At 38.3% G+C, this 16539-nt stretch carries 15 protein-coding genes; 4 read left to right on the top strand and 11 right to left on the bottom strand.

Annotated elements, in window-relative coordinates:
* Positions 1 to 778 precede the first annotated feature (778 nt).
* The 9 genes from FG382_RS13695 to FG382_RS13655 all read right to left on the bottom strand — a co-directional run bounded on the left by FG382_RS13695 (position 779) and on the right by FG382_RS13655 (position 10001).
* Positions 779 to 2281 carry a PH domain-containing protein gene (locus FG382_RS13695; protein WP_142539451.1) on the bottom strand — a complete coding sequence of 501 codons (1503 nt, stop codon included), beginning with the start codon at positions 2279 to 2281 and terminating at the stop codon, positions 779 to 781.
* The gene (locus tag FG382_RS13690) at positions 2274 to 2753 is read right to left on the bottom strand and encodes a PH domain-containing protein (RefSeq protein WP_142539450.1); all 480 of its coding nucleotides are present in this window, start codon (positions 2751 to 2753) and stop codon (positions 2274 to 2276) included. Before FG382_RS13690 ends, FG382_RS13695 begins: the two co-directional genes overlap by 8 nt.
* A gap of 148 nt (positions 2754 to 2901) precedes the next feature.
* Positions 2902 to 4446: a degradosome RNA helicase CshA gene (gene cshA / locus FG382_RS13685; protein WP_142539449.1), complete on the bottom strand. Its 1545-nt coding sequence runs from the start codon at positions 4444 to 4446 to the stop codon at positions 2902 to 2904.
* Between the two features lie 341 nt (positions 4447 to 4787).
* Complete coding sequence (locus FG382_RS13680; RefSeq protein WP_142539448.1) at positions 4788 to 5492, bottom strand: alpha/beta hydrolase; 705 nt, start codon at positions 5490 to 5492, stop codon at positions 4788 to 4790.
* A gap of 23 nt (positions 5493 to 5515) precedes the next feature.
* Complete coding sequence (locus FG382_RS13675; protein ID WP_142539447.1) at positions 5516 to 6886, bottom strand: UDP-N-acetylmuramoyl-tripeptide--D-alanyl-D-alanine ligase; 1371 nt, start codon at positions 6884 to 6886, stop codon at positions 5516 to 5518.
* Between the two features lie 5 nt (positions 6887 to 6891).
* On the bottom strand, positions 6892 to 7974 hold the full coding sequence (locus tag FG382_RS13670; protein WP_142539446.1) for a D-alanine--D-alanine ligase: 1083 nt from the start codon (positions 7972 to 7974) through the stop codon (positions 6892 to 6894).
* Between the two features lie 66 nt (positions 7975 to 8040).
* A complete protein-coding gene (locus FG382_RS13665) occupies positions 8041 to 8355 on the bottom strand; it encodes a DMT family transporter (protein ID WP_142539445.1) in 315 nt (104 codons plus the stop codon).
* Positions 8355 to 8687, bottom strand: coding sequence for a DMT family transporter (locus FG382_RS13660; protein WP_142539444.1), 333 nt, complete (start codon positions 8685 to 8687; stop codon positions 8355 to 8357). The genes FG382_RS13665 and FG382_RS13660 overlap by 1 nt, the downstream gene beginning before the upstream one ends.
* A gap of 573 nt (positions 8688 to 9260) precedes the next feature.
* Positions 9261 to 10001, bottom strand: coding sequence for a hypothetical protein (locus FG382_RS13655; RefSeq protein WP_142539443.1), 741 nt, complete (start codon positions 9999 to 10001; stop codon positions 9261 to 9263).
* 153 nt (positions 10002 to 10154) lie between these two features.
* On the opposite strand from FG382_RS13655, the gene FG382_RS13650 reads away from it, so the two are divergent.
* Positions 10155 to 11342 carry an FtsW/RodA/SpoVE family cell cycle protein gene (locus FG382_RS13650; RefSeq protein WP_142539442.1) on the top strand — a complete coding sequence of 396 codons (1188 nt, stop codon included), beginning with the start codon at positions 10155 to 10157 and terminating at the stop codon, positions 11340 to 11342.
* A 67-nt stretch (positions 11343 to 11409) separates the two neighbouring features.
* Here FG382_RS13650 and FG382_RS22670 read toward each other — a convergent pair whose 3' ends face one another.
* A complete protein-coding gene (locus tag FG382_RS22670; protein ID WP_170206517.1) occupies positions 11410 to 11547 on the bottom strand; it encodes an Lmo0850 family protein in 138 nt (45 codons plus the stop codon).
* 411 nt (positions 11548 to 11958) lie between these two features.
* Here FG382_RS22670 and FG382_RS13645 point away from each other — a divergent pair, with 411 nt between their 5' ends.
* Both FG382_RS13645 and FG382_RS13640 read left to right on the top strand, forming a co-directional pair.
* Positions 11959 to 12372 (top strand): CBS domain-containing protein, encoded by a 414-nt coding sequence (locus FG382_RS13645; protein ID WP_142539441.1) that lies wholly within the window; start codon positions 11959 to 11961, stop codon positions 12370 to 12372.
* Positions 12373 to 12532: 160 nt separating this feature from the next.
* The gene (locus FG382_RS13640) at positions 12533 to 13690 is read left to right on the top strand and encodes an MFS transporter (RefSeq protein WP_142539440.1); all 1158 of its coding nucleotides are present in this window, start codon (positions 12533 to 12535) and stop codon (positions 13688 to 13690) included.
* A gap of 47 nt (positions 13691 to 13737) precedes the next feature.
* Here the strand turns inward: FG382_RS13640 and FG382_RS13635 are convergent, their stop codons facing one another.
* A complete protein-coding gene (locus FG382_RS13635; protein WP_142539439.1) occupies positions 13738 to 15000 on the bottom strand; it encodes an MFS transporter in 1263 nt (420 codons plus the stop codon).
* 257 nt (positions 15001 to 15257) lie between these two features.
* On the opposite strand from FG382_RS13635, the gene FG382_RS13630 reads away from it, so the two are divergent.
* The gene (locus tag FG382_RS13630; protein WP_142539438.1) at positions 15258 to 16493 is read left to right on the top strand and encodes a helix-turn-helix domain-containing protein; all 1236 of its coding nucleotides are present in this window, start codon (positions 15258 to 15260) and stop codon (positions 16491 to 16493) included.
* Positions 16494 to 16539 lie beyond the last annotated feature (46 nt).

Below are 16539 nucleotides of genomic sequence, written 5' to 3'. Positions count from 1 at the left end.
TATCATTTTGAAGTTTTTTGTTTGGTAGTTACTGTTCAATTATACGAGAGGCTTGTCATGACGTCAGTCGCAACAAGCCTCTTTTTTCTATTTAATCTTATTGCGTTGCGCTCTTCTATCCGTCTCCCTCCTTCAACAGTTCGGCAAGGTATGGATTTTTGGGGGAAAAGAAGTAAGATGATACCACTCCAACTCATAAAATCCAGCGGAAGACAGTATAAGGAAACTGCGCGGTAGTGAGTTGAATGAAGTGTCCGCTGGGATTTCCGCTTCAGGGCAGACGCTTTCCGCGGGGTGAGACAGGAGTCGCCGCCCTTCCGCTTCAATCCGATAAAGCAAGCTACTTCCTTCCTGTCACTAGCTATAAGGGAAATGTGAAATATTATGGAACAAGAGTAGATGTGATACCAATAACTAGTTGAAAAAGACGAGCCGAGCTTTATCCTAATAAACGAGCTACTTATTTGGTGATAGCCTTGTCTAATTTGGTTTGATTATTATGGAGTGGTAAACTTGATAAATTTATAACTTTGATACCTGCAGACACCAAGTTGGCAGCCCATCCATAATGATTGAAGCGGAAGGCGGCGACTCCTGCCGGAATAGCATGAGCTGAAAGCCCCACAGGAGCGTTAGCGACGAGGAGATTAAAGTCATGCCGGCGGAAAGCGTCCGCCTGAAGCGAAAGTCATAGTAAACTCCTAATAGGACACCTTACCTCACAGTTCCCCTAAATAGTTACTTACCTTTACCCTATGAGAAACAATAAAAGAACAGCCTAGTCTAATGGCTGTTCTATTTCTATGCTTATCTTTCGATGCGGTTCGTACCAATTTAAAATCATTTCTGCATCCGTTTTTTCGATATGTGGGATTGTTGTTGACACTCCCGTGACACCAGATTTAATCGTTGTGATAATAGATGAAACGTTTGCTTTCTTTTGAAAAATAGTTGCACGCTCCGTCATTGATTGAATCCTTCTTTTTTCCATCCACACCATAACTTTACTGAACAGTCGATATTGTATGACCAGCTGACGTTCATTCAAATAATAGCCTGCTGTTTTTTGTTGCCAAACACCAAGTCCATAGCTTAGTGGGAATAACAAAAGTGAAAATAATCCAAAAGGATAAAAGAAATAACTAACTGCTCCAGCAACCGGGATCATCCATATATAATCTAATCGATAGAAAAACTTTCTTGACCTTTTCGGTATTTTCGTAAGGATAGGATCAAACTGAAGCTCTGGAAATATTTCTTGTAAAATTGGTGTTATCTTCGTTTTTTTAATAAGTGGAAGCAAGCGAATTTTTTCATCTTTTTCCGCTAAAGAACCGCCAGCACTATCGACAATTACCGTTGCATAGCCCATTAGCTGACGCAACGGATTTTCAACAACTCTTACCCCTTGAATTCGGGAAAGTGGGATCGTTATTTTTTTCTTTTCTAACAATCCTCTCGTAATAATTATTTCTTCATCTTCTACTATAATCATAAATTCGTAGTAGTTTATAAAAGTCAGCACGACGGAAACAATCCAAGCGATTAATAACACAACAAAAACAACCAACGCCACAATAAGTGCACCAAAACGAATAAACACTACTATTTCTTCATAAATCGCTTCATATGGAATAACATTTGAAAATTGAGAGACAAAGACAGCTAACCCAGAGAAAAATACTCCCACTCCACCTGAAGTACTTGCAAGCACAAATAAGTCTTTTGGAGACATTTTAAAAATGGACTGTCTTTCCACTTTTACTACTTGTTGAACCTCCGCCGAGTCGTCTAATGGTTCCGTAAATTTATTTTTTGCTTGTAGCATTTCAAGTTTAATCTGTTCCGCTGCTGCTTTTGTAATCGCTGTTAACTCTGCGTCTGCTTCTTTTGTCGCTCCGCCGCCAGCTGTTTCTACTTTTACTTTCACGAGTCCAAACGGTCTATGGAAAATACCTTCTGTATAGTTCAAGCTTTGTATACGCTCAAAAGGAATATATCGCTTTTTCTTTACGAACAAACCATACTCAATACGAAGCTCCTCTTCCTCAAACCAATATCTGAATCGTTTCCATTTGATAATGCCACTAACTAACAAAAAGATTAGCATTATACCATAGATTCCATAGGTAATATAGGAGGACCAATCGCCAGAACCACCACTTCCTCCAAAACCATTCACTGCAATAACTACAATCAACGGGATAATCATTTCTTTTAATACTTTTACAAAGTTTATAACTGCAGAAATCGGATGTAATTTATATTTTTCTTTAGACATCATCTTCCGCCACCCTTGCAAGTACAGAAATTCTGCCACGTAGTTCATCCGCTTCTGCGGTTATTAGTGCTGGTATCGTGTGATTTGTTGCTGCTGTGGAAATTGTAATAGATGCTAAATCATATTTCCGTAAAATTGGCCCTTGTTCAGTGTCGACATGCTGGACTCGAACCATTGGCACTAAAGTCCGCTTTACAACGAACAAACCGTGCTGCAGCTCTATTTCCTGCTCTCTTACTTCATATCTCCAACGTGTCCATCTAACTTTCGGAAATAAATAAATGAGTAAATATGCAATGATTAGTACAATTACGACATCTACTATGTACAGCCAAATGTACTCACCAGTAAAGAAGTTTATAACCCCCGCCCCTATACCGAGCAATAATGCTATTAGCGTTTGGAAAACCCCATAGATTCTCCACACACGAAGTCCTTTTTTAGATATTCTATTTATTGGTTCTGTTCTCATTATCAACACCTCTTCCCTTGTATTGTATACGATTTCAGCGGGAAAATGTTTCAAATTATAGAAGAATGTTTTAGCTGGGTGAATGTCCAAATAAAAAAAGATGAATCTGCATCGAAATGCGCGATTCATCTTATAGACAAATATTATTTTAGTTTTCGTTACGTGGTGAACGAGTTCTAGTGCTACGTTGAGTAGAACCGTCACGTGGACCACTACTACGACGCGAGCTGCTAGGACGTGAACCGCCACCTGATCGAGAAAATCCACGATCGCCGCCTGAGCGTCCTGATGAGCTACGTCCGCCAGAACGAGATCCGCCTTTGTAACCACCACCAGAGCGAGAACCGCCTCCACCGCTACGCTCTCTGCGTGCAGGTAATGGACGCTCTTCAGAAAGAGCGATCGGAGTATCATCTGGCTCATTTGTCATTGATTTTAAAGCTGCAGCAATTACATCTACCGCTTCAAACTTTTCAAGCATTTCCGCAGCAAGTGTACGGTAATCACCTAAATCATTTTTATTCACGATTTCTGTTAATGATTCAATTGCTACTCGTTGTTGACCAACTAGTGCTTCGTCTGAACTTGGTGGACGAAGAGGAGTCATACGTTTTTTCGTTGTATCTTCAACGATACGTAAGTAACCCATTTCTCTTGGTGTTACGAATGTTACAGCTACACCATTTTTCCCTGCACGACCTGTACGACCGATACGGTGTACATAGCTTTCAGGATCTTGTGGAATATCGAAGTTGTAAACATGTGTTACACCAGAAATATCTAATCCACGCGCAGCCACGTCAGTTGCAACTAGGATATCGATTTTATTTGATTTAAATTGTTTTAATACAGACATACGTTTCGCTTGGCTCAAATCACCATGAATTCCTTCTGCAAGGTAACCACGGATGCTTAGTGCGTGCGCTAATTCATCTACACGACGTTTTGTACGACCAAAAACAATCGCAAGTTCTGGTTGGTGCACGTTTAGAATACGTGATAAAATATCAAATTTCTCACGCTCATGCGCTTTTACAAAGAACTGCTCAATGTTTTCAACAGTCATTTCTTTAGACTTGATTTTTACTTCAACTGGGTCTTTCATGAATCTTTCTGCAATTTTACGAATAGGTCCCGGCATTGTAGCTGAGAACAATAGTGTTTGACGATCATCAGGAACACTTTCTAAAATTGTATTGATGTCTTCGATGAATCCCATGTTAAGCATTTCATCTGCTTCGTCTAAGATAAGTGTTTGAACTTGATCAAGTTTCAATGTACGACGGTTGATATGGTCCAAAATACGACCAGGTGTACCAACGATTACTTGTGGTTTATTTTTAAGGGCGCGAATTTGACGACCAATCTCTTGGCCTCCATAAACAGATAATAGACGGACTTTTTTATCATACCCTAATTTATATAGCTCTTCGGAAACTTGGATTGCAAGTTCACGTGTTGGAGCGATGATTAAAGCTTGAATGTTAGGATTTTTAGTATCGATTTTTTCAATCATAGGGATACCAAATGCAGCAGTTTTACCCGTACCAGTCTGTGCTTGACCGATAACGTCGCGTCCACTCATAGCATGTGTAATAGTACCTTCTTGGATTGGTGTTGCTTCTTCAAATCCCATACGTTGAACGGATTTTAATGTAGAAGCACTAATATTTAATTCTGAAAAATTTGTCAAAATTTTAATCTCCTTTTTCTTTTGTTTTGACAAATGGTTACATTTTCAGATGAAATTGCGGCAAATTCGAGCCTATACGAGGAACGTTTCCGTTACTTAAAATTCTCTGTGGTTTTCAGTTCAGAGGGGTCTTATATAAAGGGAAAGCCCGGTCTTTTGCCGAGCGGTTCGTTTGTGAGAGATTCAATCCCTACTACCTAAACAAACCGTTATGTTCAAAAAAAAGTACTCTTCAATTAAAGCTGAAGAGTCTTCACACAAAATGTATCCATTGCTCTAAACGTAGTATATCATGCCTTATTATTAGTTGCAACGAAATAGCAACTGTTATAATTATTAGTTTAATTATCCACTCCTTTTTCGGTTAAAAACTTTAGCGCTCGATAAAACCAGTCTTCGCAATCCTCACAGTAACAAATATGGTGTTTACCTGTTTCGGAAAAGATCAGTTCTTTTTCCTCGGAGCCAATTTGGTCAAATAAAAACTCAGCGGTCGTATAAGGGACAATCCCATCTTTTTTACCTTGGACTAAACAGACTGGTATTTTAATGTGGCTATAATATGGTTCAACTATACGTACTAAACGGATAAATTCAAGCGTCGCCCGAATCGGCGTTTCTTTCAATTTAGAGCTATATCGCTTGTACAAAATATTGTCCTCTAGTTTTCCTTCCACTGCTTCTTTGGCCATTTCTTTAATATCTTGCAGGAGCTGTGTAGGATAAATATATTTAGCTGCTGCACTTAGCAAAATAAGTTTGGCAATTGGATACCGAATTGCTAAGTACATTGCAATAATCCCACCCATGGAAAATCCAACTATGTATACCTTGTCCACTTCTTTTAGAAGTTTTCTTAATGCTAGCTCTGCTGCCATCAACCAATTTTCCGCAGTTAGATTTTGTAATTCCAACGTTTCACCATGACCAGGAAGTGTAGGGACAATAATTTTCCAGTCTGTCCTTTCCTGTAAAAATTCCACGAATGGCTGCACCTCATATGGTCCACCCGTAAAACCGTGAATGCAAAGGACGCCTGTTTTCATATTGCCCTACTCCTTTCTAATTTTTACTTTTGAAACGGTTCGATTATCTGTTCTAACTTCATACCACGTGAGCCCTTTACTAAAACAATGGAATCTGCATTTATTCTTTGATTTAAAAATGAAATGATTTGCTCGTATTCATTTTCAACACAGATAAGCTGTTCGTTATTAAACTTACCTAGTAGTTTCTTGTAAAGCCACTCCATTCTCGGTCCAAATAAACAAACACCAGTAAACTCTTTATCGGAGATATATGCGCTCATCTCTTCATGATATTGCTTTTCGTTTTCACCAAGTTCCAGCATATCACCAAGGACAAGCCATTTATCTGATTTTATCGTTGACTTCTCTACAAAAGAAATCGCTGCTTTCATCGATGTTGGCGCTGCATTATAGGCATCATTAATGAAAATAGCCCCGTTAACTGCCTCTATTACTTGCATACGCATATCCGTCAATACGATTTCCTTTAATGCTATCCGCATCTGCTCGGAAGTAAGCCCAACTTCTTTTGCGATCAATAAAGCCGCTAATGTATTTTTCACTTGATGCTCTCCAAGAATAGGAATAGACATTTCTTCGTTGATCAAGCCGTCTGTACGAAATTTACTTCCTTGTTCGGTAAATGTCACTTCTACAATACGCAGATCATTGGCTTCCTCTTTACCAAAAGATATAGAATGTAAGGATGGAGTATTTTCTATAAATGGACGTAGTAATGGTTCATCGCCATCATAGAAAAGCTTTCCGTCTTCCTGTAAGCCTGCAATAATTTCAAACTTCGCTTTTGCAATTCCTTCGCGAGAGCCGAGATCTTGCATATGCGCTTCGCCTATATTTGTAATAACTACATACTTTGGCTTAGCAAGCTTGGATAGAAACTCTATTTCACCAAATGAACTCATCCCCATTTCCAATACAGCAAATTCCGTATCTTCTTCAAGGGCAAGAATTGTTAAAGGTAATCCTAGCTCATTGTTAAAATTACCTTCCGTTTTTTTCACACGGAAATACGGCGAAAGTATACCAGCCACTAAATCCTTCGTTGATGTTTTACCATTTGAACCCGTGATTCCTATAAAAGTTGCATTCAATTCTTCTCGGTACGCTTCCGCCATTTGCTGAAGTGCTTTTTCGCCACTTTCGACAAATAAAAGCGGAACATCCTTTGGTGGATTCGGTTCGTCCTTTAACCATAGAGACGCTGCTGCTCCTTTATCAAAAGCGTCTTGCACAAAACGATGGCCATTTACATTTTCCCCGCGAAAAGGGATAAATAAATCGCCGGGCTGCAATGTTCTTGTATTAATCGAAACGCCTGAAACTAGGGGATTATTTTCAAGAGAAACATCTTCCCCTAACCAGTTTGCGATTTCTGCTAAGCTTTTCTTCAAGTTGCTCACTCTCCGTCCTTCGAATGCTCAAGCTGTTGCTTTTCCTCGTAACGCTCTAGAGCTAGCATGATTAATTCTTCAATTAGACCCGAATAAGATAAACCAGATTCTATCCAAAGCTTCGGATACATACTAATCGGTGTAAAACCTGGCATTGTGTTTACTTCATTGATAATAATTTCTTCCTCATCCGTCACAAAAAAGTCTGCACGAACAAGCCCAGAACAATCAAGTACTTTAAATGCACGAATCGCTGCATCTTCCATTCTCTCCAGCAAATCAGCAGATACTACAGCTGGTATAGCATAGTTTGTCGTACCATCTTCATATTTTGCTTCGTAATCATAAAAATCTTTTGTAGGCAATACTTCGCCAGCTATAGAACATCTTGGATTATCATTTCCTAGCACACTCATTTCTAATTCGCGCGCTTTAATTCCTTGTTCTACAATAATTTTACGATCATATTTGAATGCTAATTCTACTGCTTTAATGAGCTCTTCTCTGTTCGTTGCTTTTGTAATCCCTACGCTTGATCCTAGATTAGCCGGTTTAACGAACATAGGCCATTTTAAGCTTTCTTCCATTTTCTGAATAAGCGTCTCCTGGTTACTTTTCCATTCTTTACGAATAAAATGCACGTAAGGAACTTGGGATAATCCCGCTATTTCAAAAAGCTGCTTCATGACTACTTTATCCATTCCAGCAGCAGAAGCGAGAACACCATTTCCGACATAAGGCAAATTCAACACTTCTAATAAACCTTGTACAGTGCCATCTTCACCATTTGGACCATGTAGCAATGGAAAAATAACATCTAGCTGAGAATCGTCGTTTCCTTCTACCGGCAAGAAACTTGAAATATTATTTGGCTTGCTCACTGCCTCACCAAATTTTAGTGTTTCCACGGATTCCGCAGGACCAGTCAAAACACTTCCTTTTATCCATTCACCTGTTTTTGTTATATATATTGGATATACTTCATATTTTTCAAAATTTATCGCCTGGGATACTGCTCTTGCTGTAAGTAATGACACTTCATGCTCAGCAGATTTACCACCGTATAATAAGCCTAATTTTATTTTCATTTGTAACTAACCTCCACGTTTTGGGATACTACCAGTTTATCACGGACCGCCTCATTAGATGAACACCTATCCGAATAATTTCAAGCCTACCACACCAAAGATAATGCAGCTTAAAAAGAATAACTTTTTCCAGCTTTTTTTCTCATGGAAAAAGTACATGCCTATCAATACACTTCCGGCTGCTCCAATTCCAGTCCATACTGCATATCCAGTACCTACAGCAATATCTTTAAGAGCAAGTGATAAGAGGAAAAAGCTTAAACAGGCAGAAATAACAGTAAAAATAGTGTATTTTACATTCTTAAAGCCATCTGAGAGCTTCATATTGACGACAAATGCTACTTCGAATATACCTGCAACAATTAACACAAGCCACTCCATTATGCAACCTCCTCTTCATCATCCACTAGTTTTAGCCCAATGATGCCAAAGAGTAATACACCTAAAAAGAATAGCTTACCGAAGCTAACTTCCTCGTGAAACCATAGAATTCCTACAATTACAGTTCCCGCCGCACCGATCCCTGTAAAAATAGCATATGCCGTTCCAATTGGAATCGTCTTCATTGCTTTTGCAAAAACGAAAAAACTTACGACTAAAAAGACGATTGTAATAATAGAAGGCACTAGCTCCGTAAAGCCATTTGCTTCTTTAAGACCAATCGCCCAAACGATTTCCGTTAATCCTGCAATGATTAATAATAACCAAGCCACTTCTAAAACACCTCTGTTCTATTACATTCACTCATTTTAGCACAAGAATGATTTAGGAAATAATAAAAACAAAACGGGTTAAGAAGATTAAGTATGTGTGTTGCGTATTATAGGGCAACTACGCGGTAGTGAGTTCATTGAAGTGTCCGCTAGGATTTCCGCTGCAGGGCGGACGCTTTCCGCCGGCTGGAGTCGCCGCCCTTTCGCTACAATCCACCATATTAGTCACAAGTTTACTGTTAAAATCGATAATTCTTAAGAGATGTTATGTTTGAGTAATTCGAATTTTATCCTGCTAAATGCAGATACTTTATAAGCAAGAAATTCCCATTGATTGAAGCGCAAGGCGGCGACACCTGCGGGATCAGCGGGACAGGTGAGACCCCGCGGGAGCGTACGACGAGGAGGCTCACCGCCCGCCCCGGGGTAAGCGTCCGCCTGCTGCGAAAATCCTAGCGGTCACTTAATACAACATTCTACTGCACAGATTCCCTAAATAGTGACGTACCACCTACTAAATATTTTTCTATAAAAAAACCTTTTGCACCTAAACATTGCAAAAGGTTTTTAACATTAAAGTTGGATTAAAAAATCAGCTGGCTTCTTTAAATGATGCTTTAAATCGCCTAGCACTTCATCTGGAAATATATTATCGGGTAAGCTTCTAATTTCAATGCCATAATTAGCCTTCCCTATTTTGCATAAAGACATGAGGACGCCATCCTCGTAGTAGTCGGCATATGCTTCTATCTTTTTGGTCGTCAATTCCGGTAAAACGATGTTGTTTTTTTTACGCCAAAAAGCAGTAGTTTTCACTTTTTCACTAATTTGTTGATTAAACACACTAGCAACCAATTGATGGAAGTCTTCTATGTCACGGAAATATATTTTCGTTATTTGTTCACTCTCATCCGTCAAATAAACAAATCTATTTTGCAGATGATGATAAAAAGGTAAACGTAACGTCTCTTTCTTATGTGCGATATATAGCAGCTCCGCTTGCTCTTGAGGAGATAACATATTTAACTTACGTTCATCCGTAAAGTCTAATAAGCATAAAGCGGTTGGCCTTTCTGCAAATTCCTTTAAAAAGCGGTTATATTGGCCATGCACAACAAACTCCAGCTGTGTATGAATATTAAAAGATGCTTCTTCGTATTCATGCTTTAACAATAAAAGAGCGGGCAAGTCTGAGAATTGCCGAATAAACTGGTGAACAGTAATACCACTAAACAACACAAAATGCTCGATATCATTTACATGCACATATAAATGCGTTATATATTCTTCAATTTCTTTCTCTTTTTTTGCCACTCAATTCACCCCTTTATTCTAAATAATATAATAGCATAATTTTTCCAATGAAACATCTTTATCTTAATCTTCGTCTCTTTTATCTACAAGCCAAAAACATTATTTTAAGCTATAATGAATAAGTGAAATTTGAAAGAAATTTAGGTGACTCTTATGGAAAACAAAAAAGGCTTTGCCGATCGCTTCGATTGGACCCTCGCTTTTATTATATTATTATTTTTAATCGTTAGTTTACTTGCTATTTCTTCTGCAGTAACTACTGGTCAATATGCTGGATACAACTTTGTAGCAAAACAAGTTTTCTGGTATGGCGTTGGTGCCGTCATTATCGGGCTTGTCATGTTTTTTGAACCTGATCAGTACAAAAAAATGTCTTGGTATATTTATGGTATTGGTGTACTGCTACTATTCATTCTTTTTATCTTGCCGGGTAGCTTAGCACTGGTTGAACCAAGAAACAATGCGAAAAGCTGGTTCCACTTACCTATTGGGGATATTCAACCCGCCGAATTCATGAAAACTTTTTTTATATTAGCTCTTGCCCGTTTAATCACAAATCATCATGAAGTATATTTAATGAAGTCTTTAAAAACGGATTTTATTTTACTCGGAAAAATCGCTATTACCTTGCTGATTCCATTAGCCTTTATTCTCAAACAGCCTGACCTTGGAACTGCGCTTGTTTTTATCGCTATTACAGCAGCGTTAGTTATAGTAGCAGGAATAACTTGGAAAATTATTCTGCCGTTATTATTGGGATCCGTAACTATAGGAGCGTCTCTTCTTTGGATGGCGCTTTATATGCAAGATTTTTTACAGGAAAAGTTCGGCTTACAGGGTTACCAATTCGCTCGTATATATTCTTGGCTTGATCCTTATTCCTATGCCTCCGATGAAGGAATGCACTTAATCACTTCCTTAAACGCTATTGGTTCAGGGGAAATATTTGGTAAAGGTTATGGTGGACGAGTTGTGTACGTACCTGAAAATCATACCGACTTTATATTTGCAGTTATAGGTGAAGAGTATGGCTTTATAGGTACAAGCATTGTCATCAGTATTTTCTTTTTACTTATTTTTCATTTAACGAAAATTACGCTTCAGCTTAAGGATGCGTATAGCACGTATGTATGTGCAGGAATCATTGCAATGATTACATTCCACGTGTTCGAAAATATTGGGATGACGATACAATTGCTACCAATTACGGGGATTCCATTACCATTTATAAGCTACGGTGGTAGTTCGCTCATGGGAAATATGCTCGCACTCGGCCTCGTATTCAGTATGAAATTTCACCATAAAACGTATATGTTCGCTAAAAATGAAGATGATGACTAAAAAAGAATGGATCTAAAAAGAGTGGCTCTAAAGTTCAATTTTATACGAACTTTTCGAGCCACTCTTTTTAACTTTGCGTGTGGGGAGTTTGTGCTGGTGGTGCTAACGCTTTAAGTATGTCAAGTCTCGATTTTGTCATTGTAACTGTAACACCCAGCTTTGAAAGATTACTTACAATTTTCTTTAAATCAACTTCCTTTGCCATTCTATCCACCTCGTCCTCTCCATTTATTATTACGATTTATGTTGAAAAAAGTTTCTTTTGTTTTTTATTTTGTTTTTATCATACCACTTTTTTATTCATTTTAAACTTTCTTTTATATTACATATTTTAAACTTTTGTAAACCAAACTAGTAAAGAAATGTGGAAGCGCCTATGTCTGCCCCGACAGGCAAATGGGGTGGGGTAGGTCTGCAAAGTGCGCCACATCGTGTGGCAAAGCAGACATAACCCGTATTGTACAGGCCAAGGAGGCAGCTCCTCAGCCACCACAAGCGATTTTGTTTGCGACGAGCTTTGCGCAGGAGTAGCTTTTTCAAATTTGACCCCAAGGGGGAAGGCGCTGAAACTAGACAGTTACAAAAAGAAAACTGCGAACAAAAGGAGTGAATTAATATGAACGTGAAAGATGTGATGAGTAGAGAAGTAGTAACATGTAATCCACAAGATTATGTAAATGAAGTGGCAGATCAAATGCGAACACTTGATATCGGTTGTTTGCCAGTGGTCAGTAACAAAAAATTGGTTGGTATGATTACGGATCGGGATATCGTGACACGTGCTGTTGCAAGAGATGTACGAAGTAAAGTAGAAGATGTCATGACGAAATCAGTCATTTCCGTTTCTCCTGACGATACAACCACAGATGCTTCAGCAGTGATGGCGCGCAATCAAGTTCGTAGGCTCCCCGTAATGGAGGATGGTTTACTTGTTGGCTTCGTATCTTTGGCTGATCTAGCATTCCCTTTTCCGCATGTGCAAGAAATTTCAAACGCTATGGAAAGCATTTCCGAACCACGAAGTTTTTAAACGAAGAGCTATCCCAAAATTTCAGGGGATGGCTTTTTTGAGTTTTCCATCACATTCAATGAATTAACTACATAAAAAAAGGACTCCATCTCCAATGTGCCAAACCGTATGAAAACATGTAATATAGAGAGTAGAAGTTTTCCAGAAGGCAGGTTTTTGTATGAAAAAGACTCTTTTTGTATTAATGTCCATACAGTTTTTAGTTTATCTAGGTTTCGGGATTATCATTCCTGTTTTACCCGAAGTCATTTTACATCAGCATTATCACGAGATTCATGTTGGCGGTTTATTAACCGTTTACTCCCTAGCCGCTTTTTTCACTGCACCATTTTGGGGAATGCTCTCTGATCGTGTTGGTCGGAAAACACTTATATTAGTTGGGCTAGTTGGATTTAGTTTGAGCTTCTGGCTATTTTCCTTATTTTTTGATTCATTGTTTATGCTTTATTTATCCCGTGTAGTGGGAGGATTATTCTCTGGTGCACTTTACGCAGCGGTAACTGGATTTGCTGCTGATTTATCAGATGAAGAAAATCGTAATAAGTATATGGGTTTTCTTGGGATGTCGATTGGTTTAGGCTTTATTTTTGGACCTGCAATTGGCGGTGTACTTGGACATGTTAACTTAGCACTTCCGTTTATTGTTTCGGCATTGTTATTACTGGCGATTTTTGTGTATGCATTTATTATTTTGAAAGAACCAGAACGTACTGGTGAAGCAAACAAACGCGCTCTTCTTCCCAAAGGTGCCGCAAGTCTTTGGAGTTATCGTATTAAGTATTTATTTTTGTTTTCATTTATGGTCACTTTTTTACTTGCTGGTTTAGAGGCTACGTTCCAACTGTTCCAAATTGAAAGAATAGACATTACCCCACTTCAAATTGGTTATTTATTTATGTTTAGTGGATTTGTTGATGCAGCTATTCAAGGAGGCGTCGTACGTCGTATAAAAAATGGCACGGAAACAAAGTGGCTCTTATATGCACAAATTTTCACGGCAATTGGCTTGTTTATGACTGTATTTACAAACAGTATTTTCTGGGCTGGTTTCTCCTTATGCGTATTCACTGCAGGAAATGCACTTGCAAGAACAACGATTGTTTCACTTACCTCCAAAGAGTCAGGTGGACGCTATGGTACGGCAGCTGGGATGGCATATTCAATGGATAATCTCGGCCGAATCATTGGTCCATTATTATTTGCATGGTTGTTCACCGTTCAACCGGATAATATTTATGTCTTGTCTGGTGTACTGGCCATATTATCTATCGGATTGATATTCGCATTCCGCAATTCAAAGAAGACGTTAAAGGTGTAGCATAAAATTGTATGCCAAGGAAGCGAGGAATCGCTCCTTGGCATTTTCTATTTCAGTTCAGGATGTGCGGTACGAATAACAGATGGTCTTGCAAGTATCAATACAACCGCTATTAATAACAGACTCGATACGATAAGAATACCTTCTGCAGGCAACAAATCATATAAAAATCCATAGATTACAGTTCCTAGGGGCATAAGCGCCATCGCCATCGTCTCTATAATAGAAAATACGCGGCCTTTGTAATCATCCTCAATCATCTTTTGCATCATCACCTGCATAGGAGTATTAGTGATGATCATCGCCGCTCCGAGACAAAACATTAAAACAGCATAGTAACCGAATGTAATATTGTAGGACATGCTAAAGATTAACGGTAAAGCTACTGCTCCCATGAGGATCCCCATTATCACTATGCTTCTCTTGGAAAGCAATAAAGGATACTTCACTTCTTTTCTAGTAGAGAAGTAAATGGATAAGAGCAACATGCCTACCGCAAAAGCACCCTCTGTTAATCCAAAATGCTCGGAAGCCACTTTTAGCTTTTCGATTAAAATAAACGAATATCCTACCATATAAGCACCAAATAAAAAGTTAATGAAAAGTGAAATCCACACAATCGCTTTCAAGATGGGTTGGTTTTTCAAATAACGCAATCCTTCTTTCATACTTTGAAGCATTGGTTCTTTTTCTTCTCCCTCCACCACTTCTTTGCGTTTTGCAAATAAAGTAAAATTCATCGTAGATTCTAAAATTACTGCAATAATGGACGCAACCATATACATAACTAAGAACACTGGCATAGGAACTGCTCCATACAATAATCCACCTAATGCAGGACCTCCTATTGCAGCAAATGAAATCGACATTTGGTTCATCGACATCGCTTTTTGAATTCGTCCTTCATCCACTAATCCTGTAATGGATGAGCTAAATGTGACACTAGAAAACGTAGAAGCTAACGATAAAACAACAGTCGTAGTATAAATCGCTACTAATGACAAATCAGCCCTTAAACTAACAATAAGCAGCCCTAATATCGCTAAAGTCGTTGCAATTTGTGCTACAATAACAATCATTTTCCTCGAATATCTGTCCGCTGCATAGCCTGCAAATGGCGCTACTAAAGTCCTTGGCAAAATACTGCAAATCAAATTCAATGCAAAGTTTGAAGCGGACCCCGTCAACTGTAAAATATAAAAACTAATTGCAAAAGCATACACTTGTGCACCAAAACTAGAAATCATTTTACTAATCGTAAACGTCCACAAATGATAAGTAGCCCTTTTAAGCTTTAGCACTTCTTCCATTTTCATTTCCCCTTTGAAATGTTTAATTTAATTAAACAAATAATAGCATAGCATCCCTTCCATTTCAATTAAAAGTTTAATATAATTAAACTAATAAGATAAAACTTCAATCAAGGGGTAATTCGCCCCCACTGATTGATAGTTAAACCAATCGGGCGCATGCCAGCAGTGGATATCCCACTTAGCTTTTTGCTTTTCTTAAATTTGAAGTGGGAGTCTTACTGCCCGTTAATGCGAGATAAAATGAGGTGTATAACATGTCAACCTTAGGAGAGCGAATTCGCAAACTAAGAAAACAACAAAAGATGACACTAGAAACTCTTGCGGGCACAGAGCTCACAAAAGGAATGCTTAGTTTAATCGAAAACAACAAAGCAAACCCCTCCATGGAGAGCTTGAATTATATAGCAGAACGACTAAATGTGGATGTGACGAATCTTTTAGAAGAGGTCAGCAACCTCGAATTAAGGGATATACTGGAAAAAGCAGAAATTCTTTTTAGCACCAATTATGAAGATCTAACAAATGAGCATGAGCAATTGATAGAATTAGTAAAACCTTATGTACCTAAGCTTACACAGGGATATGAAGCTGCTCGTTTACTTGAAATGTACAGTCGCTGTTTAGCTTTTACTAATAATAGTGATTCCGAGGATCTATTAAAACAAGTTGCAGTAATGTATGAGCAATTAAACTTAACTACGAAACGGGCAGATATTGGGACATCCCTTGCAGTAATTCCATATCGAAAGCACCAATACCAGGAGTCACTGGACATACTTCTTGCAGAACGTGGAAAATTGGAAGCAAATCCGTTATGGATAGATCCCCTTTCTCGGTTGGACTACGACTATTTAGAAGCTACTTTATATTTTGCTGTTGGCAAATACGAAGAAGCTATTCGAGTAATGGAAAAGGCAATTCATTATTCGAACAAACATAAAATATTTAAACAAGTGGATAATTTATATAGATTAGCTGCTGCACAAGCGATGATGGCAGAGGATGAGATAAAAAAGGAGTATTATCTAAACAAGCTTCTTGCATATAGTGAATTTGCCGATGACGAGGATTCGAAAATCTTCACTTATTACGCGGAAATCCATTACTTAAATTCTTATAAAAAAATGTATGAAGAAGCAAATCATTTATTCAATGCACTTTCAATTAAAGGTATAAACAAAAAATTATTCACGCCGTTTTTCTTGCTAGAAAAAGGAAAAATATTATACGGTTTGGAGCAATATGAGCAGGCTATTGATAAATTACAGGAGGTTGTCATTCCAGATGTTCTTCATCATCCTATCGATTTATCCATCTTCTATGAAAAAGATGCCTATATAGCTTTATGCTACCTAGAGTTAGATCAGCAGGAGAAGGCAATGGAAGCAGTACAAGTTGCTTTGGATAATATTCGTGAAATGCCAGACACACCATATAAAAAATATATCGAAGAAATTTATAAAAAAGTGTCGTCTCCCCATCAAAACTGACTGGGAGACAACACTTTTTATTTAAGACGATCTATTATTTTTTCAA

Source organism: Psychrobacillus lasiicapitis, assembly GCF_006861795.1.
Taxonomy (GTDB): Bacteria; Bacillota; Bacilli; order Bacillales_A; family Planococcaceae; genus Psychrobacillus; species Psychrobacillus lasiicapitis.
Note: the sequence above shows the minus strand (reverse complement) of the source record. Positions and strands in the feature narration are given on the sequence as shown.